General features: G+C 34.3%; 21 protein-coding genes. 20 read left to right on the top strand and 1 reads right to left on the bottom strand.

Features of this window, described 5'->3' with window-relative positions; all coding sequences use genetic code 11:
- Positions 1-27: 27 nt before the first annotated feature.
- The 18 genes from B5X47_RS06595 to B5X47_RS06510 all read left to right on the top strand — a co-directional run bounded on the left by B5X47_RS06595 (position 28) and on the right by B5X47_RS06510 (position 17,395).
- Complete coding sequence (locus B5X47_RS06595) at positions 28-1,158, top strand: response regulator (protein ID WP_159446416.1); 1,131 nt, start codon at positions 28-30, stop codon at positions 1,156-1,158.
- Between the two features lie 18 nt (positions 1,159-1,176).
- Positions 1,177-2,172, top strand: coding sequence for a tRNA 5-(aminomethyl)-2-thiouridylate-methyltransferase MnmM (locus B5X47_RS06590; protein ID WP_079589395.1), 996 nt, complete (start codon positions 1,177-1,179; stop codon positions 2,170-2,172).
- A 20-nt stretch (positions 2,173-2,192) separates the two neighbouring features.
- Entirely contained in the window at positions 2,193-2,873 is a 681-nt protein-coding gene (locus B5X47_RS06585) for a HesA/MoeB/ThiF family protein (RefSeq protein ID WP_079589394.1), read from the top strand.
- Positions 2,874-3,262: 389 nt separating this feature from the next.
- Positions 3,263-3,715 (top strand): acetyl-CoA carboxylase biotin carboxyl carrier protein, encoded by a 453-nt coding sequence (accB, locus tag B5X47_RS06580; RefSeq protein WP_200805094.1) that lies wholly within the window; start codon positions 3,263-3,265, stop codon positions 3,713-3,715.
- A gap of 4 nt (positions 3,716-3,719) precedes the next feature.
- Positions 3,720-5,066, top strand: a complete 1,347-nt coding sequence (locus tag B5X47_RS06575; protein ID WP_079589393.1) for an acetyl-CoA carboxylase biotin carboxylase subunit — start codon at positions 3,720-3,722, stop codon at positions 5,064-5,066.
- Between the two features lies 1 nt (position 5,067).
- Positions 5,068-5,919, top strand: a complete 852-nt coding sequence (gene accD, locus B5X47_RS06570; RefSeq protein WP_079589717.1) for an acetyl-CoA carboxylase, carboxyltransferase subunit beta — start codon at positions 5,068-5,070, stop codon at positions 5,917-5,919.
- A complete protein-coding gene (locus B5X47_RS06565; RefSeq protein WP_013361110.1) occupies positions 5,919-6,716 on the top strand; it encodes an acetyl-CoA carboxylase carboxyltransferase subunit alpha in 798 nt (265 codons plus the stop codon). Before accD ends, B5X47_RS06565 begins: the two co-directional genes overlap by 1 nt.
- Before the next feature lie 64 nt (positions 6,717-6,780).
- Positions 6,781-7,236 carry a MarR family winged helix-turn-helix transcriptional regulator gene (locus B5X47_RS06560; RefSeq protein WP_079589392.1) on the top strand — a complete coding sequence of 152 codons (456 nt, stop codon included), beginning with the start codon at positions 6,781-6,783 and terminating at the stop codon, positions 7,234-7,236.
- A 17-nt stretch (positions 7,237-7,253) separates the two neighbouring features.
- Positions 7,254-8,228, top strand: coding sequence for a beta-ketoacyl-ACP synthase III (locus tag B5X47_RS06555; protein WP_079589391.1), 975 nt, complete (start codon positions 7,254-7,256; stop codon positions 8,226-8,228).
- A 46-nt stretch (positions 8,229-8,274) separates the two neighbouring features.
- A complete protein-coding gene (acpP, locus tag B5X47_RS06550; RefSeq protein ID WP_013361113.1) occupies positions 8,275-8,502 on the top strand; it encodes an acyl carrier protein in 228 nt (75 codons plus the stop codon).
- Positions 8,503-8,581: 79 nt separating this feature from the next.
- Positions 8,582-9,532, top strand: a complete 951-nt coding sequence (gene fabK / locus B5X47_RS06545; RefSeq protein ID WP_079589390.1) for an enoyl-[acyl-carrier-protein] reductase FabK — start codon at positions 8,582-8,584, stop codon at positions 9,530-9,532.
- A gap of 9 nt (positions 9,533-9,541) precedes the next feature.
- Entirely contained in the window at positions 9,542-10,528 is a 987-nt protein-coding gene (fabD, locus tag B5X47_RS06540; protein ID WP_079589389.1) for an ACP S-malonyltransferase, read from the top strand.
- Positions 10,482-11,216: a 3-oxoacyl-[acyl-carrier-protein] reductase gene (gene fabG / locus B5X47_RS06535; RefSeq protein ID WP_079589388.1), complete on the top strand. Its 735-nt coding sequence runs from the start codon at positions 10,482-10,484 to the stop codon at positions 11,214-11,216. The genes fabD and fabG overlap by 47 nt, the downstream gene beginning before the upstream one ends.
- A gap of 21 nt (positions 11,217-11,237) precedes the next feature.
- On the top strand, positions 11,238-12,479 hold the full coding sequence (gene fabF / locus B5X47_RS06530; protein ID WP_079589387.1) for a beta-ketoacyl-ACP synthase II: 1,242 nt from the start codon (positions 11,238-11,240) through the stop codon (positions 12,477-12,479).
- Positions 12,479-12,901: a 3-hydroxyacyl-ACP dehydratase FabZ gene (gene fabZ / locus B5X47_RS06525; RefSeq protein WP_200805093.1), complete on the top strand. Its 423-nt coding sequence runs from the start codon at positions 12,479-12,481 to the stop codon at positions 12,899-12,901. Before fabF ends, fabZ begins: the two co-directional genes overlap by 1 nt.
- Positions 12,902-13,085: 184 nt before the next feature.
- Positions 13,086-14,297: a homoserine dehydrogenase gene (locus B5X47_RS06520; RefSeq protein ID WP_159446415.1), complete on the top strand. Its 1,212-nt coding sequence runs from the start codon at positions 13,086-13,088 to the stop codon at positions 14,295-14,297.
- Positions 14,298-14,321: 24 nt separating this feature from the next.
- The gene (locus B5X47_RS06515) at positions 14,322-15,830 is read left to right on the top strand and encodes a glycoside hydrolase family 26 protein (protein WP_079589384.1); all 1,509 of its coding nucleotides are present in this window, start codon (positions 14,322-14,324) and stop codon (positions 15,828-15,830) included.
- Positions 15,831-15,928: 98 nt separating this feature from the next.
- Complete coding sequence (locus B5X47_RS06510; RefSeq protein ID WP_079589383.1) at positions 15,929-17,395, top strand: aldehyde dehydrogenase family protein; 1,467 nt, start codon at positions 15,929-15,931, stop codon at positions 17,393-17,395.
- Positions 17,396-17,523: 128 nt separating this feature from the next.
- On the opposite strand, the gene ppx is transcribed toward B5X47_RS06510, so the two are convergent.
- Complete coding sequence (ppx, locus tag B5X47_RS06505) at positions 17,524-19,026, bottom strand: exopolyphosphatase (protein WP_079589382.1); 1,503 nt, start codon at positions 19,024-19,026, stop codon at positions 17,524-17,526.
- Positions 19,027-19,320: 294 nt separating this feature from the next.
- Between ppx and B5X47_RS06500 the strand changes: the two genes are divergently transcribed.
- Positions 19,321-20,862 carry a Ppx/GppA phosphatase family protein gene (locus tag B5X47_RS06500; RefSeq protein WP_079589381.1) on the top strand — a complete coding sequence of 514 codons (1,542 nt, stop codon included), beginning with the start codon at positions 19,321-19,323 and terminating at the stop codon, positions 20,860-20,862.
- Positions 20,863-20,867: 5 nt separating this feature from the next.
- Positions 20,868-22,973, top strand: coding sequence for an RNA degradosome polyphosphate kinase (locus tag B5X47_RS06495; protein WP_079589380.1), 2,106 nt, complete (start codon positions 20,868-20,870; stop codon positions 22,971-22,973).
- Positions 22,974-23,046: the final 73 nt, after the last annotated feature.

Genomic DNA, 23,046 nt, shown 5'->3' with positions numbered 1-23,046 from the left:
TGATTCCAATTGTTAGGGGGTCTTAATGTGAAAAGCAAAGTTAGAATACTAGTAGTAGATGATGAAAAAGAAATTTTAAGGGCAATTAGACGGATGACATTTGAGATTGATTTGGAAATGGATTATTTAGCCTCTGCATTTGAAGCGATTAAAGCATTTAATGATACTCCCTATGACATCATACTTTGCGATATAAAGATGCCAGATATGGATGGTATAAAGCTTCTAACTTACATTAAGGAAAATTTTCCAACTACATCTAGAATTGTATTAAGCGGTCATGTGGATGGTAATTTTATTTTTAATATTATTAAAAATTCTATAGCCCATTCATATATGTACAAGCCGTGGGACAACGATAAGCTCATATCGCTTCTAAATAAGCTAAAAAGTGCAAGAACTATAGCTATTAATGAAGACATAATGGAAGTCGTTGGGAGTATTGATATATTACCTATTCATCCAAATACACTTAAGCTGATAAAATCAGGTTATCCATTTGACGAGGATGATGAAAAGCTATATTCAATACTTTGCAATGACCCTGCGCTTGCACTTAGATTTATTCATATTGCTAATTCTCTAAACGCTGTATTAAAGCCATCAACATTATCAAGAGCCATAAAAAATCTCACTAAAGACCAAATCAATAAAATCCTAGAGGATTATCTAAATGATAAAAATTTAGTTTTAAACATGGTTGAAGGTTCCGATTTACAAATCTTTTGGCCTTATATGATGAATAATAAGGAAATAATCATTAGGCTTTATAAATATCTATTTGATAAAGCTATTTCCCAGGAGTACAAGCTTATAGCTCTTTTGTTTGATATAGGTCAGCTAATGCATTTTGAATACTCTAGCCTTCTCAAGGCTAAAGAAATTTCACATGAGAAGCTAGGAGCCGCCATACTTAATTTATGGGGGATGCCTTCTGATTTAGTTGAATGTGCTTTGTATCACAACGATCCATATAATAAAAATGTCACAAATAAAGACCTAGTTTATCTTATAGCCTTATCAAACTATATAAATTCAATATTTCATAATAGAGAGATTCAGGGCTTTGACTGGAAAGGCATATTAGAGCATTTTGGTAAGGAAGAAAGTGAGTTTGAGCAAATTATAGACACCTTAAAAATGAAGGTCATGAATTAAATAATGAAGGGATAAAAAATGATAATAACACAAATAACTGAGCTTTCAAAATATATACTTAAAGAATATATAAAATCAGGAGACAAAGTAGTCGATGCCACTCTTGGAAATGGCAATGATGCAGAATTTTTAGCTCAAATAGTAGGTGAGCAAGGCAGAGTTTATGCTTTTGATATAGACTCGGATGCAGTAGAGGCTTGTAAAGAGAGACTGCAAAGCAAATATCCTCAGATTGATTTTATTTTAGATTCTCACGAAAATCTAAATATGCACGTAAAGGGTACTATTTCAGCTGCTATTTTTAATCTAGGCTATCTTCCTGGTGGAAGCCATGAGACCTACACAAAAGCAGATATTACTATTAAAGCACTTAATAAGGCTTTAGCTCTTTTAAAACCAGAAGGAGTTTTAGCTATAGCTTCCTATGTAGGACATGATGATTTTCAGGAATTTAATGCTGTAAGAGAATTTATGAAAAACTTAAACCCTAAGGCATATAAAGTTATTTTTATAAATCCAGAGAATCAAAATGAAAGAGCTCCAAAACTATTCATTTGCCAAAAGATAAAAGCTGAATCAGGTCTAATTACAAAGCTTATGATAAAGAAATCCAAGGACTTGCCACGTGAATCAGTAAAAACTCTAAAGCTATCAAGCGATTGTGGGATAGTGGACGATATCCATGCAGGAAGAACGTTAAGACAGATAAGTCTACTCAGCCAAAGTACAAAATCTAGTTTGCAGGATTATAAAATGGGCCTATGCGTAAATCGATTCTCTGAAAATATAAGGTTTAATAATCTGGAAACAATGAGCCTAAAGGTTTCTCAGCAGCTTAAAATAGCAGATGCTGTTTTAGAAATAACTCAGATAGGAAAAGAATGCTTTGAAGACTGCCTTATTAGAAAGGAAAATAAACGATGTCCTTTATATACTCAGGCTTTATTTGCTAGAGTTATAGTGGGAGGAGATATACATTTAGGAGATGAAATAGAGCCTTTATCATTAAAATAGTCAGTTTTTAGGAGGGAGAAATGCTAAGATATTCGCGAAATAAAAATCTAATGTCAGATGATGAAATTATACTTTTGTCTCAGAAAAAGGTCTGCGTATTAGGCCTAGGAGGTCTTGGAGGCTATATTGTAGAAATGCTTTCTAGAATTGGGGTCGGAAGCCTAACTTTAGTGGATGGAGATGTTTTTGATGAAACAAATTTAAATAGACAGCTTTTTAGTTCAATGAACAACTTAGGAAGCTCGAAAGCGCTAGAAGCTGAAAAAAGAGTAAAGGGAATCAATCCTCTAACTAAGGTTATTCCAGTCTACGAATTTGTAGACTCTTCAAATGCGATGAAAATAATTGCAAATCACGATGTAATAGTGGATGCTCTTGACTCCATTGATTTGAGGAAATATATAGCCAAGGTCTGTACAGAGCTAAACCTTCCTCTAGTTCATGGAGCAATTGCTGGGTGGTACGGTCAGGTTGCAACAATTTATCCAAACGACACTACTTTAGACATACTATATCCTAAGGATATTAAAAGGGGCATAGAAAAAGAGCTAGGAAATCCATCGTTTACGCCAGCACTTGTAGCTTCGATTCAAGTGAGTGAGGTAATAAAATTACTTTTAAACAGAGGAGATTTGCTTAGAAATTCCTTTATGATGATAGACCTTTATACAAACGACATAGAGGTAATTAAAACTAAGTAGGTTGTATTTTTTATAGGAATCAAAAGCTCATAATGATGTAAAATAAACTTCTGATGATATCCATAGGACTTAATTTATGTCAATAAAAGTTGAATTGAGTGAATTTTCCATAAAAATTTAATTTATTTGTAAAAATAATATTGTACTCTTTGATTAGATTTGGTATAATCTGTTTATTCGTTAGGATTTTCCTAGCGCATGAGTTTTTACTCATACATACTTAAAAGCATTAGGGTTGATGTTAGCTCACAACCTTGGTGCTTTTTTTCTTGCGATTTTTTATAATAAAAAAATATTTGACAAAGGATATCTAATGTTATATAGTTTGAATATAAAATGATTTGATAATCAAACTATTTCATAATCAAACTATATATTTTGGAGGAATTATGCAAATAAACGAGATAAAAGAATTGGCTATGTTAATGAATAGCGCTGGACTTAGCGATATAGAGCTTAAGATTCCCGGAATGGAAATAAAGCTTAAAAAGCAAGGCGCATTTGTTCAGATGACATCAACGCCAGCCGTTGAAGAAACAAAGGAACAAGTACAGATACATATAGAATCAAAGCCGGAAGCGAAAGTAACTAAAGCTCTTAACGGCAAAGAAGTAAAATCACCAATCGTAGGAACTTTTTACAGTAGTCCATCGCCAGACTCACCAGCCTATGTCAAAGTAGGAGATACAGTTAAAAAAGGCGATGTTCTATGTATCATTGAAGCTATGAAGATGATGAACGAGATAGAAGCTGAGCTAGATGGAAAAATAGTTGAGATATTAGTAGCAAACGAATCAGCAGTTGAGTTTGGGCAGCCGCTATTTCTCATAGAGGGAGTTTAGAATTATGTTTACTAAAGTGCTCATAGCTAACAGAGGAGAGATTGCCGTAAGAGTAATCAGGACACTTAGAGAAATGGGAATCGCCAGTGTAGCAGTATATTCTGAAGCAGATAAAGATAGCCTTCATGTTCAGCTAGCAGATGAAGCTGTATGTATTGGTCCAGCGAAATCTAAGGATAGCTACTTAAACAGCATGAATATATTAAGTGCTGCTCTGACTACTGGAGCTCAAGCTATTCACCCAGGATTTGGATTTTTATCAGAAAATGCAAAGTTTGCAAAGATGTGTGAGGAATGCAATTTGACCTTTATAGGACCATCTTGGCAAATCATAAATAAAATGGGAGACAAATCTAGAGCTAAAGAAATGATGAAAGCTCAAAAAATTCCAGTAATCCCAGGCTCAGATGGAATTGTTAAGGATATAAGTGAGGGTCATAAAATAGCAAATGATATTGGATACCCTGTTATGATAAAAGCTGCTGCTGGTGGTGGCGGCAAGGGCATGAGAATGGCTACTTCAGAAAAAGACTTTGAAAATGCATTTAAAAATGCAGCAACTGAAGCGAAAAATGCTTTTGGAGATGATGGCCTTTATATAGAAAAGGTAATTGTAAATCCAAAGCACGTGGAAGTTCAGCTTCTAGCAGATAAATTTGGGAATGTAATTCATCTAGGTGAAAGAGATTGCTCAGTCCAAAGAAAGAATCAAAAGATGGTAGAAGAAGCACCTTGTATAGTAATAAGTGACGAGCTTAGAGAAGCTATAGGAAATGATGCTGTAGCTGCAGCAAAAGCTGTAGGATATGAAAATGCAGGAACTATAGAATTTCTTCTAGACAAGGATGGAAATTACTATTTTATGGAGATGAATACTAGAATTCAAGTTGAACATCCTGTTACTGAAATGGTAACTGGTATAGATATAGTAAGACAGCAGGTATTAATTGCAGCAGGACATAAAATGCAGTATGCTCAAGCTGATGTAAAGATATTAGGTCATGCGATAGAATGCAGAATAAATGCAGAGGATGCTTCCAATGGATTTAGACCTTCGCCAGGAAAGATAAACAGCCTTCATATACCAGGTGGAAATGGCGTAAGAGTGGATTCATTTTTATATCAAGGCTATAGCGTGCCTCCACACTATGATTCAATGCTGGCAAAGCTAATAGTGTACGCAACTACAAGAGATGAAGCAATCATGAAAATGAAAAGAGCTTTAGGCGAGTTTGTTGTTGATGGAGTTATTACAAATGTAGATTATCATTTTCAGATAATGGAAAACAATGTTTACAAATCAGGATTGTATGATACTGGTTTTATAGAAAATAGCATGGGGGTTGATTAACATTTTTGAACAACTCTTTAAAAAAACACAATATGCAAAGTTAAAAAAAGATGCAGTTATGAATATTCCAGAAGGAATGTGGATAAAATGCGGTTCATGTAAATCCAATATATATGCCAATGATTTAGAAGAGACAAAGCAGGTATGTCCATCATGTGGATACCATATGCCGCTTAGTGCTTGGGACAGAATTGAGCTTATAACGGATAATGAGAGCTTCATAGAGTTAGATGAGAATATTCAAAGCTTAAATCCAATAGATTTTCCGGATTATGAAAGAAAGACCAAGACATCAACTCTAAAAACTGGATTAAAGGAAGCTGTGATAACTGGCATAGCAAAGATTAACACTGAAGATGTGGTTTTAGCTGTTATGGATTCAAGATATATGATGGGAAGCATGGGAAGTGCTGTAGGAGAGAAAATAACTAGAGCAGTTGAAAAATCTATTGAGCTAAGATATCCACTAGTTATATTTTGTGCCTCAGGTGGAGCAAGAATGCAAGAGAGTATTTTTTCACTTATGCAAATGGCTAAAACAAGTGCAGCTCTTGGCAGACATAAAGAAGAAGGACTACTATATATAACTGTACTTACTCATCCGACAACTGGAGGAGTAACAGCGAGCTTTGCAATGCTAGGAGATATTATTTTAGCAGAGCCTAAAGCGCTTATTGGATTTGCAGGTCCTAGAGTTATAGAACAGACTATCAGGCAAAGACTTCCAGAAGGATTTCAAAGTGCAGAATTCTTAAAAGAAAAAGGCTTTGTAGATAAAATAGTAGAAAGAAAAGATCTTAAAACTGTACTTTCGAAACTGATCTTCTTTCATAAAGAAAGGAAAGAGGCTTAATGAAATCAGCAATGGATAGAGTTAATCTAGCTAGGCATAAAAAAAGGCCTACTACCTTAGATTACATAAAGCATATATTTGACGATTTTATAGAACTACATGGAGATAGATGCTTTAAGGACGATCCAGCAATAGTTGGGGGAATAGCTTCTCTAAATGGCAAAAGTGTAACAGTAATAGGTCATCAAAAAGGTAGGGATACAAAAGAAAATATTTATAGGAATTTTGGTATGCCAAGTCCTGAAGGATATAGAAAAGCTCTTAGACTCATGAAGCAAGCAGAAAAATTTGGTAGAAGCATCGTAACCTTTATAGATACTCCTGGAGCCTACTGTGGACTAGGAGCAGAAGAAAGAGGCCAAGGTGAAGCTATTGCAACTTGCTTGATAGAAATGGCTGGGCTAAAGGTTCCTACTATATCTATAGTTATAGGTGAAGGTGGAAGCGGAGGAGCTCTTGCCCTTGGAGTTACAGATGAAATTTGGATGTTAGAAAATGCTATATACTCAGTCTTATCGCCAGAAGGGTTTGCAAGTATTCTTTGGAAGGATTCTTCTAGAAGCAGTGAAGCGGCTTCAATGATGAAGCTGACAGCAGAAGACTTAAAGCAGTTTGGAATTGTAGATAAAATAATCAAAGAGCCTGGAAAAGGAGCTCATGATAATCCTTCAAAAACTGCAGAGCTTATTAGGTCAAAATTGTTAATGGGGCTTTCTAAAATTGAAGGTATTCAAAGAGATACTTTATTAGAGAAAAGACTTAATAAGTATAGAAATATCGGAGAATTTTCAATATAGAGTTCCAAAATTGCGTTTCTATGGGTAAGATATGTATATAACAATTTATTAGGATGGTGAAATCATGTCAAACCCAATGAAATTAATTAATGATATACTGGTAGATTTGTTCAAGAATATCTTAGATATAGAAGAACAAGCTCTAAAGGATAGAGGAATAATAGACTTATCTATGAATGAAATGCATACTCTTGAAGCCATAGGCTATGAAGATGTTAAGACTATGTCTGAAACAGCTGAAATCTTGAAGATTACGCTTGGAACTCTTACAACATCAGTAAATAGATTAGTAAAAAAAGGTTATGTACAAAGACTGCAAGATGAGAAAGATAGAAGAATAGTGCTAATTAAACTCACGGATAAAGGTCAAGAAGCTTACAAAATCCATGAAGATTTTCATATGGAAATGGTAGCAAAAATGCTTATCGATTTGAATTTGGAAGAAGATAAAGCACTTCTTGGTTCCTTAGAAAAATTAAAAGAGTTTTTTCAAAGTAATTATATGAACAGTTCTGATTAGAAGGAAAGGGGGAGTATATGAGCTATACTTCCATTATAGGAACAGGAAGCTATATTCCTGAAAATATAATTGACAATAATTATATAAGCCAGTTTGTAGATACAAGTGATGAGTGGATAACTGAAAGGACTGGTATAAAAGCCAGAAGACTTTCAAAAGGAGAAGATACTTCTCAGCTAGCAATAAAAGCAGCTCAAAGAGCTATAGAGATGGCAAAAATTAATCCAGAAGATATAGGACTTGTAATACTTGGAACTATTACACCAGACACTTTTACTCCATCAGTAGCTTGCATAGTTCAATCAGCTATAGGTGCAGTTAACGCAACTAGCTTTGATATATCAGCGGCTTGTAGTGGTTTTGTTTATGGTCTTCAAATAGCAGATAAATTCTTGCAAGGAAGCAATATGAAATATGCTTTAGTAATAGGCTCAGAAGTTCTTTCAAAAGCTCTAGACTGGGAAGACAGAAACACCTGCGTTATATTTGCAGATGGAGCAGGGGCGGCTATATTAGCTAAAAACGAAGAATATGGAATTAAAGCTAGTTTTTCAGGAAGCAGTGGAGATGTAAAAGGCAATCTAGTACTGCCTGCACTTCAAGTAAACAACCTAATAGCTAAGTCAGAAAATAAAAACAGCGTTATTAGCATGAATGGCAGAGAGATATTTAAGTTTGCAGTTCAAATTATGCCAAAATGTATAAATGCAGTACTTGAAGAAGCAAATATGAGTCTTGAAGATATAGATTATATAGTACCACATCAAGCGAATTACAGAATCACAGAATCTGTAGCGCAAAAAATGAATATACCGATAGAGAAGTTTTATATGAACCTAGATGAATATGGAAATACTTCCTCAGCAACTATTCCTCTCGCTCTAGATGAGATGAACAGAAAAGGAATGCTGAAAAAAGGACAGAAAATAATATTAGTTGGTTTTGGTGGCGGCCTCACTTGGGGAAGCGTACTGATAAATTGGCAAGGTTAAAATATTAGGACTTGCTATATAAATTAAAAAAATGGAGGAATTTAAAATGACATTTGAAAAAGTAAAGGAAATTTTATCAAAACAATTAGAGGTATCTGTAGACGAAATTCAGCTTGCTAACTCACTTCAAGAAGATCTTGGAGCAGATTCACTAGATGTAGTAGAAATAGTAATGGCTTTAGAAGACGAGTTTTCAATTGAAATTGCTGATGAAGAAACAGCTAAAATCAAAACTGTTGATGACATTGTAAAATACATCGACTCACAAAAATAGGCCTACTAAAAGACTCTCTATACCTAGAGAGTCTTTAGAAAATTTATATTGAATCTAGGCCATATTTCTAGGAGGGAATATGATAAAAACTGAGATTTGTGAATTGCTTGGTATACAGTATCCGATAATTCAAGGTGGAATGGCTTGGATTTCAGATTGGAGTTTATGCTCTGCTGTATCAGAAGCTGGAGGTTTAGGCGTTATTGCAGCTGGAAATGCTCCTAAGGATTGGGTAGTAGATCAAATTAGAAAAGTAAAGGAAGCAACAGATAAACCTTTTGCAGTAAATGTAATGCTACTTAGTCCATTTGTAGAAGAAATTGCTCAGGCAGTTTGTGAAGAAGGAGTAAAAGTAGTAATTACAGGTGCAGGAAATCCTGGCAAATATGTAGAGATGTGGAAAAAAGCAGGGATAACTATAATCCCAGTTGTTCCATCAGTTGCACTTGCAAAAAGAATGGAAAGAATAGGGGTAGATGCCCTTGTAGCTGAAGGTGGAGAAGCTGGAGGACACGTAGGTGAAATTAATACAATGGCTCTTATGCCACAGGTGGTTGATGCAGTAAGTATACCTGTAATAGCAGCAGGGGGAATAGCTGATGGCAGAGGTGCGTTAGCAGCATTTATGCTAGGAGCTTCAGCCCTTCAAATAGGGACAAGATTCTTAGTTGCAAAAGAATGCAATGTTCATGAAAATTATAAAATGAGAATTTTGGATTCAAAGGATACTGATACGGAAGTTACTGGAAGAAGTACAGGACATCCAGTTAGAGTGCTGAAAAACAAACTTACAAGAAAGTTTAAAACATTAGAAAAAGAAAATGTGGATCCTGCTGTTTTAGAAGAATTAGGAGCAGGAGCTTTATATAAAGCGGCTATAGAGGGAGATATGGAGCAAGGCTCTATTATGGCTGGGCAGGTAGCTGGACTTATTAAGAAAGAGCAAACTGCAAAAGAAATTATTCTAGAGATTATGGATGAATCAAAAGAGCTATACGGTAAAACCGGAAAGAAATTAGGACTTTTATAGGAGGATAATATGAATAAGATAGCATTTGTATTTGCTGGCCAAGGTGCTCAGTATACAGGTATGGGTAAGGATTTCTTCGATAACTTTGAATCCTCAAGAAATATATTTAAACTAGCAGATGAAGCACTGGGCTTTGGTTTAAGCGAGATATGCTTTAGCGGATCAGAAGAGGAACTTTCTATGACGGAAATTACTCAACCAGCTATCCTAACAGTTACCTCAGCTATACTAGAAGCGGTGAAAGAAAAAATAGATTTTCCTGATATGGTAGCAGGACTTAGTTTAGGTGAGTATAGCGCTCATGTCTGTGCAAATAGCTTAGATTTTAAAGATGCAGTTAAGCTAGTTCAAAAAAGAGGAAAGTATATGCAAGAGGCAGTGCCTCCTGGAGTAGGAACTATGGCTGCGATAATGGGACTTACTAAAGAGCAGACTATAGAGGTATGCAAAGAGGCAGCTTCGTTTGGAATCGTGGAGCCTAGTAACTTTAATTGCCCTGGACAAACTGTAATTGGTGGAGAAATTGAAGCAGTTGAAAAAGCCTGTGAGATTGCTAAAGCCCATGGAGCAAAGAGAGCGATGAGACTGAAGGTAAGTGCACCTTTTCACACGTCTATGCTTGAAAGTGCAGCTTTTCAGCTTTCAGGAGAGCTTGAAAATATAAATATCAGACCTATGGAGATTCCTGTAGTTACAAATGTGGATGCTAGCATTATAAACCATGAAAGTCAAATCAAGGATATTCTCGTAAGGCAAGTAATGAGCTCAGTACACTGGGAAGACTCAATAAAAATGATGATTGATAATGGAATTGACACCTTTGTAGAAATAGGACCAGGCAAAACCTTAAGTGGGTTTATTAAGAAAATAAACAAGGATGTAAATACTTTTAATATTGAAAATATGATTTCCTTTGAGGAAACTATAAATAGATTGGAGGAACTTGGCTATGGCAAAAACAGCAGTGATAACTGGAGCGACCAAGGGATTGGGTAAGCAAATAGCTTTGGAGCTAGCTAAGGACGGATTTGAAATAGTAATAAACTATAGAACAGAAAACGACAGCCTAGCTCAAATGGTAGAAGAAATAAACAAAACAACTAAAGCATATACTTTTAAAGCAGATATAAGCAATTTTGATGAAGCAAAAGCTCTAATAGATTTTGCAACTTCTGAGACTGGAAAAATTGATTTATTAGTAAATAATGCAGGAATCACAAATGACAAGCTACTGGTTAGAATGTCAGAAGAAGATTTTAGCAAGGTTATAGATATCAATTTAAAAGGAACATTTAATTGCATCAGACATGCAAGCAGATTAATGATGAAGCAAAAATTTGGAAGAATAGTAAATATTTCTTCTGTAATAGGTCTAATTGGAAATGTAGGACAAGCAAACTATGCAGCATCAAAGGCTGGAGTTATTGGACTAACAAAGTCAGCAGCTAGGGAAATGGCTCCTTACTCAGTTACAGTAAATGCTATAGCTCCTGGATTTATAAAATCCGATATGACAGATAAGCTTACAGATGAAATAAAAGATAACATTAAATCATCGATACCTATGAGAAAAATAGGCGAACCTAAAGATGTAGCAAATCTAGTGAAATTTTTAGCAAATGATGAAACAGGATATATTACAGGACAGGTAATCAATGTAGATGGCGGAATGGTTATGTATTAATCTATAATATGGGAGGCACGTATGCAAAAAAGAGTTGTAATTACAGGTATGGGGACAATAAATCCAGTTGGCAACAATCTAAATGATTATTGGAATGCTCTATTAGAAGGAAAATGTGGAATTGATATAATAAAAGCCTTTGATCCATCTGATTTCAAAGCTAAAACAGCTGGTGAAGTTAAAGACTTTAATCCATCAGAGCTTATAGGAAGAAAAGAAGCAAAGCGTTTAGATAGATTTTCGCAGTTTGCAATCGTAGCGGCTAAAGAAGCACTGGCTCATAGCAAACTGGATATGGATAAGATAGATAAAAATAGAGCAGGGGCAGTTATTGGAAGTGGAATAGGTGGCCTAGCTACTATTGAAGCGGAGCAAACAAAATTATTAAATAGTGGACCAGATAGAGTATCGCCTCTTTTTATTCCTATGGCTATTTCTAACATGGCAGCTGGAAATGTTGCAATTACGATAGGTCTAAAAGGAATTTGTACTTCTGTTGTAACAGCCTGTGCTTCAGCTACTAATGCTATTGGCGAAGCATTTAAGCTGATTCAATCAGGAAATCAGGATATAGTATTTGCAGGTGGAGCTGAAGCTTCAATTACACCTCTTGCTATAGCAGGATTTGCATCTATGACAGCTTTAAGTACATCTACTGACCCTAAAAGAGCATCTATTCCTTTTGATAAGGACAGAGATGGATTTGTAATGGGTGAAGGAGCTGGAGTACTAGTGCTTGAATCTTTAGAGCATGCTCAGGAAAGAGGAGCTGACATCTATGGAGAAATCGTAGGTTATGGCTGTTCTAGTGACGCTTATCATATTACATCACCAGAACCATCAGGAGAAGGTGGAGCTAGAGCTATGAGTAACGCATTAGAAGATGCTAATGTTAAGCCGGAAGAAGTAATCTACATAAACGCTCATGGAACAAGCACTCCTTACAATGATAAAATAGAAACAGCAGCTATAAAGCGTGTATTTGGTGAGCATAGCAAGGATATGGTTATTAACTCTACTAAGTCAATGACTGGTCATTTGCTTGGAGCAGCAGGAGCTGTAGAGGCTATAGCTAGTATAATGTCCCTTAAGGAAGGCGTAGTTCATCCTACTGTAGGACTTGTTACTCCAGATGAAGAATGTGATTTAGATTATGTAAAAGGAGAAAAAAGAGTAGTTGACGTAAAATATGCTATTTCTAACTCTCTAGGCTTTGGAGGCCATAACGCCAGCCTTCTTTTCAAAAAATGGGAGGGTAAATAATGTTAGATAGCAATCAAATACAAGAAATTATCCCACATAGATATCCATTTTTATTAGTGGATAAGATATTAGAACTCGAATCTGGCAAAAAGGCAGTGGGACTAAAAGCAGTTACGGCTTCAGAATATTATTTTCAAGGCCATTTTCCGCAGGAACATGTAATGCCTGGAGTGCTTATAATTGAAGCACTGGCTCAAACGGGAGCTGTATGTATTTTAAGCGTAGAGGCAAATAAAGGCAAGACAGCTTATTTTGCAGGAATAAATAAGGCTAGATTTAAGACAAAAGTAAAACCTGGAGATGTTCTTACTCTTGAGGTTGAGATTATAAAATCAAAGGCTTCTATAGGAATAGGAAGCGCTATAGCTAAAATAGGAGACAAGGTTGCAGTAGAAGCCGAGCTGATGTTTGCTATCGGCTAAATATTAGCGCTCATACATGAATATACAGATGGTTAATCTGTTTTTAAAACTTACAATATAATCCCTTTTAACTTTAGATATTAATTTAATATTTAATAGTTATAAAGGGATTTTTTGTTTAAATTATAGTGTTTATATTGTATAGTATAAAGTAGAATTTAATACTATGATCAGGAGGTTTGAGATGAAGATAGGCATTTTAGGTTTAGGTACAGTTGGCGGAGGAGTATGGGATATTCTATCCACCACAAAGTTTCAAGAATATGATATAAAAGTTAAAGCTGCTCTAGTTAGAAATAAAAGCAAATATATCTCTTATGAAGAGCAAGGCCTGAATTTGACCTTAGAGCCTTACGAAATATTAAACGATCCTGAGATTGATACTGTAGTAGAGGTTATGGGTGGAATTGATAAGCCTTATGAATATATAAAGTATGCATTATCCCAAGGTAAGCATGTAGTGACTGCCAATAAAGCAGTTCTAGCAAAGCACATGGAGGAATTCTTAGCTCTAGCTAAAAACCATAACGCAGCACTTTTATATGAAGCAAGTGTAGGTGGAGGAATACCTCTTATTAAGCCTTTAAAGCAAAATGCGAGAATAAATAACTTTTATGAGATTTCTGGGATTTTAAATGGAACTAGCAATTTTATTTTGAGCAAAATGTCAAAAGAAGGCCTGGAGTTTGCAGATGTATTAAAGCAGGCTCAAGAAAAAGGCTATGCTGAGCAAGACCCTTCAGATGATATCGATGGTACTGATATGGCAAGAAAGATTTCAGTGCTTTCTAGTACAATTTTTAAAAAGCATCTTCCACTTGAGCAGATTCAAATAAATGGAATTAGACATATTGAAAAGCAGGATATGGATATAGCAAAAAAAGCAGGATGCGACATAAAACTAATAGCTAGGTCTACTTATGAGGACAATAATTATAAGGCTGCTGTAGAGCCAGTTATTTTAAAACAAAACTCCATTTTTGCCCAAGTGTCTGATGCCTATAATATTGGTATGGCAAAAGGAGATAACCTAAGCGAAGTGAGCTTTTATGGAGAAGGAGCTGGAAGATATGCAACTGCAAATGCAGTAGTGAGCGATCTTTTAGATATATATAACCTTGAGGCTATTGAACACCTAGCAGTTGATTTTTCTAGCACAAAAGTAAATCCAATTTTAGCAGATTATTACGTGAGGTTAAATGATACAAATAAAATAGAAGAATTAAAAGCAAAGCTTTCAGCTTATAATTTAATAAATTTACACAAAGGAGCTTTTATTGCTGAGAAAATTACTTCATCAGAGATTAAAAATTATGCTGATGAAATAAATGTAGCTAATCAAAACTATTTTATTGCTAGACTTGATGATGCTTTAATTCCAAGCGAGCTTCTATAATATAGAGATAATCTAGGAGGAACCATGAAAAAGAAATTGACATTATTAGGATTAGCATTAATCCTAGGGCTTACCTTACTGCCAATTGAGGCGTCTGCCGAGTCAGCATCCACAGTAGTATCGCTTAATGAGTACACCAATCAATATGAAAATTATGCTTTAGGGTACAGCCTTCATGTTTATCAAGATATGAAGATAGACGAATCTGCAATGGATATAAGAACTAGATTTGTAAATGCTGATACGACCATTGATGTTTATTATGATGATTTTACAAATGAGCTTGATAGCTTTGCAACCTATAAAAATTATGGGAATAAAAGCCTTTATAACAATCCTTTGTTTTCTGTAAGCAAATCAAGGGACATTAAAGTAAGTGGAATTAAATCACATTTGATTTACTATACTAGGCCAAAGCTATCCAAAATAAAAAATGATAAAAACTATTATGCTTGCGTAGAAATACCTAGGACAAATAAAAAGGTATACACTATAATAATGAAGTCAAGCAAGCCAATATCTGATTTTGAAGCAATTGCCAGTACTTTTAAATTGACATCCTCAAGCTCAGCTATGCCAGCTTATAAAGCTACGAAAACTATAACTAGACCTATGAGCAAAGAGGCTAAAGAATTTTACGATGAGACATTTGCTCAAAAAAGCAATTTGAAGTTCGGTATTTTTGAGCCAACTGCGCCATATGATTTTTCATATCTAAAGCAATTACAAACTAAGCTAGATTATGATTTTCCTGTTATTGTAAGATACCAGCATATGGATGAAAAATTCCCTAAAAATGAGATGCTTACGGCAAAGCTAAACAATAAGGTAGTTGAGCTTACTATGCAAACTACAAAGGAGCAAGGCTCACAGGAGGATATAACCTATAAGATTTTAAATGGAGAATATGACCAGTATTTTATTACCTACGCCAATGATTTAAAATCTATTAATTATCCTGTTTTATTTAGACTTAACAATGAGATGAACGGAGACTGGTGCAAATACAGTGCATATCATTATGGAAAAGATGCAGATTTATATGTCGAGCTATATAGATATATTTATGATTTGTTCAAAGTAAATGGAGTAGATAATGCTATTTTTGTATGGAATCCAAATGAAAGAAGCTTTCCAAACTTTGCTTGGAATCACTACATGTCATATTATCCAGGGGATGAATATGTCGATGTAGTAGGATTAACAGGATATAATACAGGAAATTACTATAAAGGAGAAAGCTGGAGAAGCTTTGAAAGAATCTACGATGAAATATATTATGAGTATGCAAATAGATTCTCTCAACCACTTATGATTACAGAATTTGGTTCTAGCTCACATGGTGGAGATAAGCCAGCTTGGATTCAAGATATGTTTACTAAGATTCACAAATATGACAGAATTAAACTTGCTGTTTGGTGGAGTGGAGTAGATTGGGATACCAAAGGCAATCCAGCTAGAATATACAAAATAGACGAATCAGCCTCAGTGATTGAAGCTGTAAAAAATGGATTGACTAGAATTAAAAAGTAAAGCTTATAAAAGCTTGCCTTTAAGTGTGAGATAAAATGTTTATAGCATAAGCAATTCGGGAATAGATAGTAAAGAAAATGAATGTAGGAGTGAGAGCAATGATAGAATGTAAAAGTCCAATAAACTCTGAAATAATAGCAACTATAAACTCAACAAAGCCCGATGATTTAGAAGCTATCTATAAAGATTCAGCTGATGCATTTAGAATATGGTCACATTTATCTTTAAAGGAAAGATTGAAATATATGCAGGCTCTTAGAAAGTATTTAGTAGAAATGGGAGATGAGCTTAGCAGAGAGATATCAAAAGCTACAGGAAAGCCTGTCATAGAAGCCTATACCTCTGAGATTCTTGCAGTGATAGAAGCTATAAAATACTATGAGAAAACTGCAGAGGATATCTTATCTACAAAAAAGGTATCTAGCCCTTTATATTTTAAACCTAAAAAGAGCTACGTAGAATATAGACCTTTAGGAACGGTTCTTGTGATATCACCTTGGAACTTTCCGTTTAGCCTGTCTATGATACCGACAATTTCTGCGCTTATAGCTGGAAATAGCGTAATACTAAAGCCTTCTTTTGAAACTCTTGCCGTTGGAAAGCTTATTGAAAGAATGTTTACTGCCTTAAACTTTCCTAAAAAAATAGTTCAGGTAGTTTACGCTAATAGTAACTCAGGGCTTGGAGAAAAATTAATCGATTTAAAGCCTAACAAAATATTTTTTACTGGCTCTACAGCTACAGGTAAAAAAATATTAAAACAGGCAAGTGAACATCTGATTCCAGTAGAGCTAGAGTTAGGTGGCAAGGATCCTATGATAGTATTTAAGGATGCAAACCTTGAGAGAGCTGCAAGCGCTGCTGTCTGGGGAGCCTTTACAAACTCTGGTCAGGTATGTCTATCTGTAGAAAGAGCCTATGTACAGGAAGAAGTATATGATGAGTTTCTATCCCTAGTAAAAGGCAAGATCGGTGAGCTATGGCAAGGTACAGAGCCTTATGCAGACCTTGGTTGCATGACTAGTGAAAATCAAGTGAGAATAGTAAAATCTCATATCGAGGATGCTAAGCTTAATGGGGCAGAGCTCTATACAAAAGCAGAAATGATTGATAATAATAAATTTATTTCTCCAGTATTGCTAAGTAGTGTAAATCACGACATGCTAGTGATGAGAGAAGAGACTTTTGGACCAGTTCTTCCAGTAATGAAATTTAGATACGAGGATGAAGCTGTAGAGCTTGCAAATGACAGTATTTATGGACTAGGAGCTAGCATATTTACTTCAGATGCAAACAAAGCGTCTAGAGTTTCCTCTAAGCTTAATGCTGGAGTAATAGCTATAAATGAAGTTATAGTACCTGTTGCAAATATGGCACTTCCATTTGGAGGAGTTAAAGCAAGTGGAATGGGACGCTATCATGGAAAAGAAGGGCTGCTATCCTTTGTAAATGAGGTGGGAATCGTAGAAGACACTGGAATAAAAGACAAAGAGATTCAATGGTTTCCATACTCAAAAAATAAAATGAATTTATTTAAGAAGATGGTCAAAATGCTTTATTCTTAAAAAATTAAAAAAACTAGGGTTTAACCAATTGGTTAAGTCCTAGTTTTTTATTTTGGTTATATCAAAGCTATCGTACCAAGTGAATAATCTTGGATTGATTTTGAGTTAAGCTTATTATAAAACATTTTCTATTCAATAACGAGGTCAAGCTTATAAAGCTTCTTGAATGCAGAGATAGCAGTTCTCGCATCATTGAGCTCTACTTCTGGATTGTCTTTAGAAATAACTTTAATTATAACTTTGTCTTTTTTGATTTCTATTTCTAAATCAGAAACTATGCAGCTCATGCTTTTATCAAGACTCTCGGCAATTCTGAGAAAGATAGCTATTTTTTTAATTTTTTGTACATCCTCTGAATCTAGTAAAAGCTTGTATCTGGAGTAATTTTCTAATGCTTTATTTTTTCTATGCATGGAAGCTGTATAAGCACTCATCAAAAGTTCCTTGTGGGACAATCCATTTACTTGAGAATTAAGTATTACGAAGAATGAATTTCTATGGTGGTTATAGTAGTTTATTATTATTCCTGCATCATGAAGTAGTGAGGAAGTGTCTATTATATTGCCGACATCATCAGTTATCTTATGAACAGGCTTTAATAAATCAAAAAGACGTTTAGTAAGCTTTCTAACCTGATATGAATGCACGAGGTCTAGCCCCATAATCTTAGTAGTGTTTTCAAGTGATAGCATTAGAGGGTTATCTACATATACATTTTTGTCAAGCAGATAGTTGTAAAACAAGCCTTCTCTTACACCCTTACCACTTACTATCAATTTATCGCTGTTAATCTGCTTCATAATTGCTGAAACAAGACTAAGAGAGCCTATAAAGATATCCGCTCTATCTGATGATAGTCCTGGATATGTTTTTTTTGATTCATAATCCATTGCTTTGAGCTCATCGTATATTTCAAAAACCTCGTCAGTTTTAACCTCATAATTATGGAGAATATCGATGGGATAATTTCGTTTTAACATATTAATTTTACCAATGTTACGAAGTGTTCCTCCGACTCCTATAAGAGGTAAATTTTTCGCCGATTTAAGCCATGGAACTTCTTTTAGCTTGTCTGATATAAACTTTATCATTTTCTTTTCTTCATCTTTTGTAAGAGGGTCTTTAATTTTAAATTTTTGAGCAAAATCGATTGAACCCATAGGGATACTTACTGACTCTATAAGCTCTCTATTTTTCATAAGCACAAGCTCAAAACTTCCTCCGCCTATATCTAAAATTAATCCATCTTTTGAAAATACAGAATGGGAAACAGCTAGATAATCAAAGTAAGCCTCATCTTTTCCACTTATTACCTTCATATCTATATTAGTTTCATCATAAATTCTATCTATAAGCTCTTGACCATTATTGGCTTTTCTAACTGCAGCAGTTGCAACAGCGATTATTTTAGTTGCATTTTGAGCATCACATAGCCTTTTAAACATTTTCATAGTTTTTAGTGCATCTTGAATTTTATCTTCCTTTAGGTTAGAAAACTCATCTATTCCATCCCCTAAACGAATGGATTCCTTATGCTCGTCCATAAGTCTAAATGACAAGTCCTTAAATACTCTCACTAGTATTAATCTAACAGAGTTTGAACCCATATCTATGATTCCTATAGTATCCATAAAGATTTCACCTCCTAATTATTGTTGTATTTAGTCTAGCTTTATTATGAATACAACAAAGTGTCTGGGACTAATTATAAATCTTTGATTGCATTAATGAGCAGAATTCTTACTATAAATGATACCACAAAACAAAGCTCTTCCTTCACTTAATTAGAAATATATATAAAAGATGTATTTTTGCTTTAACTACATAAAATTATTGGGTATAAGATTAATTAATCATTGCTTAACAAATAGTATACGTGTTGACTGTATAATAGAAATAGCAATATAAATGTAGGAGTGGATTAGATGGGAAAAAGCACTAAGCTGGTTTCAGCTATAGATGTGGGTTCGAACACAATTAGAATGATTATAGCTGAAATAGGAGAAAATACTGGAATCAATATAATTGACGAAGTAAAAAAGCCGATTGACATTGGGAAGGATACATATAACTATGGAAAAATAAGCATTGAAACTATAAAAGAGGCATGTAAAATACTGAAAAATTTTAAAAAGCTAATGCTTGACTATCGAGTAACAGAATATAGAGCAGTTTCGACAAGTGGAATAAGAGAATCAGCAAATTGTGATTATGTACTGGAGCAGATAAGAATATCAAGCGGACTTAGCTTAGAGATAATTAACAATGCACAGGAAAGACTCCTCACATATAAAGCTATAGAAGATTATTTGCCTGATTTTACTAATATTAAGCAAGCTGGAGTTTTGATTGTAGATATAGGCTCAGGTGGGGTGGAAGTAAGTCTTTATTATGATTCGAAACTACAGTTTACAGAGTATGTAAAAATTGGCTCTCTTAGAGTAATGGAGACTCTGGCTGATTTAGAAAAGATTACTTTGGATTTTGCCTCTGTGATTGAAGATTATATTGAGAGTAATATTTATATATTAAAGGATAGAATAAAGCCCTATAATTTATCGAACTTCATAGGAATTGGTGGGGAATTTACTGAGATATATAAAATATCAAAGAAAACTGATAAAGAAAAATCTATAAAGTTTGTTTCAAAAGAGAATCTTACAGATTTATATAAAAAGATAAAGCAAATGAACACCTATGAGGTAGCACAATATATGCAAATCTCAGAAAAACAAGCAGAGATGGTGCTTCCAACCTTAGTTATATTTAAAAAATTTGTAGACCTTACTCAGGCGGATGGGATATATGCCCCAAGAGTGTCCTTAAGGCATGGTATCTTAGCAGATATGGCTGATAATATATATAATACAAAGCGTAAAGAGGAATTTTTAAACGATATATTAAGCTCGGTGGCTTATCTTGGTAAGCGCTACAGAATAGATGATTCCCATGCTCTTCATGTAAGAGAAATGGCTATAAAAATTTTTGATAAAACTAAAAAGATTCATGAGCTTGGTTCTAACGATAGATTTTTGCTTGAGATTGCAGCGCTTCTTCATGATATAGGCAAGTATATCAATCTCAATGAGCACATTGAGCATTCATACAGTATTATAAAAGCTCAAGACATAATGGGAATAAGCGATAGTGATTTAAATATAATAGCTCATACGGCTAGATTTCATAACGAAGAGAATCCAAAGAGTATAGACTCTTATAAGATTTTGCCTTATGAGAATAGAATAAAAATTAGTAAGCTATCAAGCATATTAAAGCTTTGCGACGCTATGGATATAACACATAAAAGAAAAATTAAGTCCATAGATATAAAGGTGAAGGACACCAATCTAATAATAACAGCTCATGCAAAGGATGATATTCCTCTCGAAAAATGGTATTTTATGAAAAAAGCAGATTTTTTTGAAGATGTAACAGGATATAGACCAATTCTAAAAGTTAAAGGGTGAATAAAATGACAAATAATACAGTCTATCCTTTTTTTAACAGGGAATTAAGCTGGCTGGAGTTTAATACAAGAGTGCTTGAAGAAGCCCAGGATTTAAAAAATCCATTATTTGAAAGGTTAAAATTTTTAGCTATTACTGCTTCTAATTTAGATGAATTTTTTATGGTTAGGGTAGCATCCTTAAATGACCAAATAATAGCAGGCTACAGTAAGAAAGACTCAGCTGGACTGCTTCCAAAAGAACAGCTAGATAAAATTACTCTCAGAGTACACGAACTAGTATCTGAAAAATATAACACCTATCTTAGGTCACTTATTCCAGCTCTTAAAAAAGAAGATATATATTTCAAAAGGCCTAAGAATTTAACGGACGAGCAGAGGATTTTTGTAGAAAAATATTTTTTTAATCAGATTTACCCAGTGCTTACACCAATGGTAGTGGATAAATCAAGACCATTTCCATTAATTTTAAATAAGAGCTTGAACATTGCTATATTACTTAGAGGAAATGAAGATGTAGAACCAGTGTTTGCAACAGTTCAGGTTCCATCTGTGCTAGATAGATTTATACTTCTTCCTTGTGAAAATGATAAAAAAGAATTTATCCTACTTGAAGATATTATTAAAATTCATATGGATATGCTGTTTATAGGGCATGAGATTCTCGATATGGCATGTTATAGAATTACAAGAAATGCTGACCTTTCTATTGATGAAGATGGAGCGGAGGATTTGCTTGAAGAAATAGAGCAGTCTATAAAAAAACGCAAATGGGGTAATGCTGTAAGACTAGAATATGAGAAAAACACCTCTCAAGAGATAATTGATTATATTTTAGAAGAGTCAGAGGCTTTTGAAGGCGGAATGTATAGAATCAGTGGACCTTTAGATCTTACTTTTCTTATGAAGTTTTATAATTTAAAAGGCTATCAAGATTTAAAATTTGAAAATCAGATACCACTTCCTTCTATTACGGTTCAAAATAACAATATTTTTGAAGCCATAAGTGAAAGAGATATTATGCTTCATCATCCTTTTGAAAGCTTTGATACAGTTGTTGATTTTGTAAGACAAGCTGCTGAGGATGACAATGTGCTTGCGATTAAACAAACTCTCTATAGAGTAAGCGGAAATTCGCCAATAATATCAGCTTTAGCAAAGGCGGCAGAAAACGGCAAGCAGGTGACAGTGCTGGTAGAGCTAAAAGCGAGATTTGATGAGGAAAATAATATAATTTGGGCTAAACAGCTTGAAAAAGCTGGATGTCATGTAATATATGGGCTTGTGGGCTTAAAAACCCATTGTAAGCTACTGCTTGTAGTACGAAGAGAAGAAGATAAAATAAAGAGATATGTTCATATGGGGACAGGCAATTACAATGATGTAACAGCTAAGTTTTATACTGATACAGCAATAATGACATGCAACCCGTATATCGGGGCAGATGCCTCAGCTGTTTTTAATATGCTATCTGGCTTCAGCCAAATCCAAAGACTTGAAAAGCTAGATATAGCTCCAGTGGGATTGAGAAAGAAGATTGAAAATTTAATTAAGAATGAAATAAGAAATGCAAAAGAGGGGTTTGGAGGACAGATAATATTTAAAATGAATTCTTTGGTGGATGAAAGCATGATTAGACTTTTATATGAGGCTTCCGAGGCAGGAGTAAATATAAAGCTGATTATAAGGGGCATATGCTGTTTGGTTCCTGAATATCCTCAAGTAAGTGAAAATATAGAAGTAAGAAGCATAGTAGGAAAATTGCTAGAGCATAGTAGAATTTTTTATTTTTATAATGCTGGCCAAGAAAAGATATTTATGTCTAGTGCTGATCTTATGCCTAGAAATCTAGATAGAAGAGTCGAGCTGTTATTTCCAGTAGAAGATGAATGTAATAAAGCAAGAGTGAAAAATATTATTAATTTATATCTTTCAGATACTGACAAAACTAGAATTCTTCATAGTACAGGGGCATATAGCAGAGTAGATAAAAGGGGTAAAGAACCTCTTAACGTTCAAGACTATTTTTATGATTATATTAAAAATAAGATAGATAATAGATTTAATTTTAATGAAATTACTGAGTTTAAACCAAGAACCTATGAAGAGTAGATAAAGACAATATAAAAACGCTCATTACCTTTTAGGTAATGAGCGTTTAGCATATTTATGTGGGTTTAATAAA

It is taken from the genome of Acetoanaerobium noterae (assembly GCF_900168025.1).
Taxonomy (GTDB): domain Bacteria; phylum Bacillota; class Clostridia; order Peptostreptococcales; family Filifactoraceae; genus Acetoanaerobium; species Acetoanaerobium noterae.
The sequence above is the reverse complement of the archived record's forward strand: the minus strand, read 5'-3'. Positions and strand labels throughout refer to the sequence as shown.

Excerpts from the sequence above, each read along its gene's own strand:
- B5X47_RS06560 (WP_079589392.1), top strand. The coding sequence starts at position 6,781 with ATGTCAAACCCAATGAAATTAATTAATGATATACTGGTAGATTTGTTC.
- B5X47_RS06520 (WP_159446415.1), top strand. The coding sequence starts at position 13,086 with ATGAAGATAGGCATTTTAGGTTTAGGTACAGTTGGCGGAGGAGTATGG.
- B5X47_RS06510 (WP_079589383.1), top strand. The coding sequence starts at position 15,929 with ATGATAGAATGTAAAAGTCCAATAAACTCTGAAATAATAGCAACTATA.
- B5X47_RS06495 (WP_079589380.1), top strand. The coding sequence starts at position 20,868 with ATGACAAATAATACAGTCTATCCTTTTTTTAACAGGGAATTAAGCTGG.
- accB (WP_200805094.1), top strand. The coding sequence starts at position 3,263 with ATGCAAATAAACGAGATAAAAGAATTGGCTATGTTAATGAATAGCGCT.
- fabZ (WP_200805093.1), top strand. The coding sequence starts at position 12,479 with ATGTTAGATAGCAATCAAATACAAGAAATTATCCCACATAGATATCCA.
- B5X47_RS06555 (WP_079589391.1), top strand. The coding sequence starts at position 7,254 with ATGAGCTATACTTCCATTATAGGAACAGGAAGCTATATTCCTGAAAAT.
- ppx (WP_079589382.1), bottom strand. The coding sequence starts at position 19,026 with ATGGATACTATAGGAATCATAGATATGGGTTCAAACTCTGTTAGATTA.
- B5X47_RS06585 (WP_079589394.1), top strand. The coding sequence starts at position 2,193 with ATGCTAAGATATTCGCGAAATAAAAATCTAATGTCAGATGATGAAATT.
- fabD (WP_079589389.1), top strand. The coding sequence starts at position 9,542 with ATGAATAAGATAGCATTTGTATTTGCTGGCCAAGGTGCTCAGTATACA.
- fabF (WP_079589387.1), top strand. The coding sequence starts at position 11,238 with ATGCAAAAAAGAGTTGTAATTACAGGTATGGGGACAATAAATCCAGTT.
- B5X47_RS06565 (WP_013361110.1), top strand. The coding sequence starts at position 5,919 with ATGAAATCAGCAATGGATAGAGTTAATCTAGCTAGGCATAAAAAAAGG.
- B5X47_RS06500 (WP_079589381.1), top strand. The coding sequence starts at position 19,321 with ATGGGAAAAAGCACTAAGCTGGTTTCAGCTATAGATGTGGGTTCGAAC.
- fabK (WP_079589390.1), top strand. The coding sequence starts at position 8,582 with ATGATAAAAACTGAGATTTGTGAATTGCTTGGTATACAGTATCCGATA.
- B5X47_RS06590 (WP_079589395.1), top strand. The coding sequence starts at position 1,177 with ATGATAATAACACAAATAACTGAGCTTTCAAAATATATACTTAAAGAA.
- fabG (WP_079589388.1), top strand. The coding sequence starts at position 10,482 with ATGGCAAAAACAGCAGTGATAACTGGAGCGACCAAGGGATTGGGTAAG.
- acpP (WP_013361113.1), top strand. The coding sequence starts at position 8,275 with ATGACATTTGAAAAAGTAAAGGAAATTTTATCAAAACAATTAGAGGTA.
- B5X47_RS06575 (WP_079589393.1), top strand. The coding sequence starts at position 3,720 with ATGTTTACTAAAGTGCTCATAGCTAACAGAGGAGAGATTGCCGTAAGA.
- B5X47_RS06515 (WP_079589384.1), top strand. The coding sequence starts at position 14,322 with ATGAAAAAGAAATTGACATTATTAGGATTAGCATTAATCCTAGGGCTT.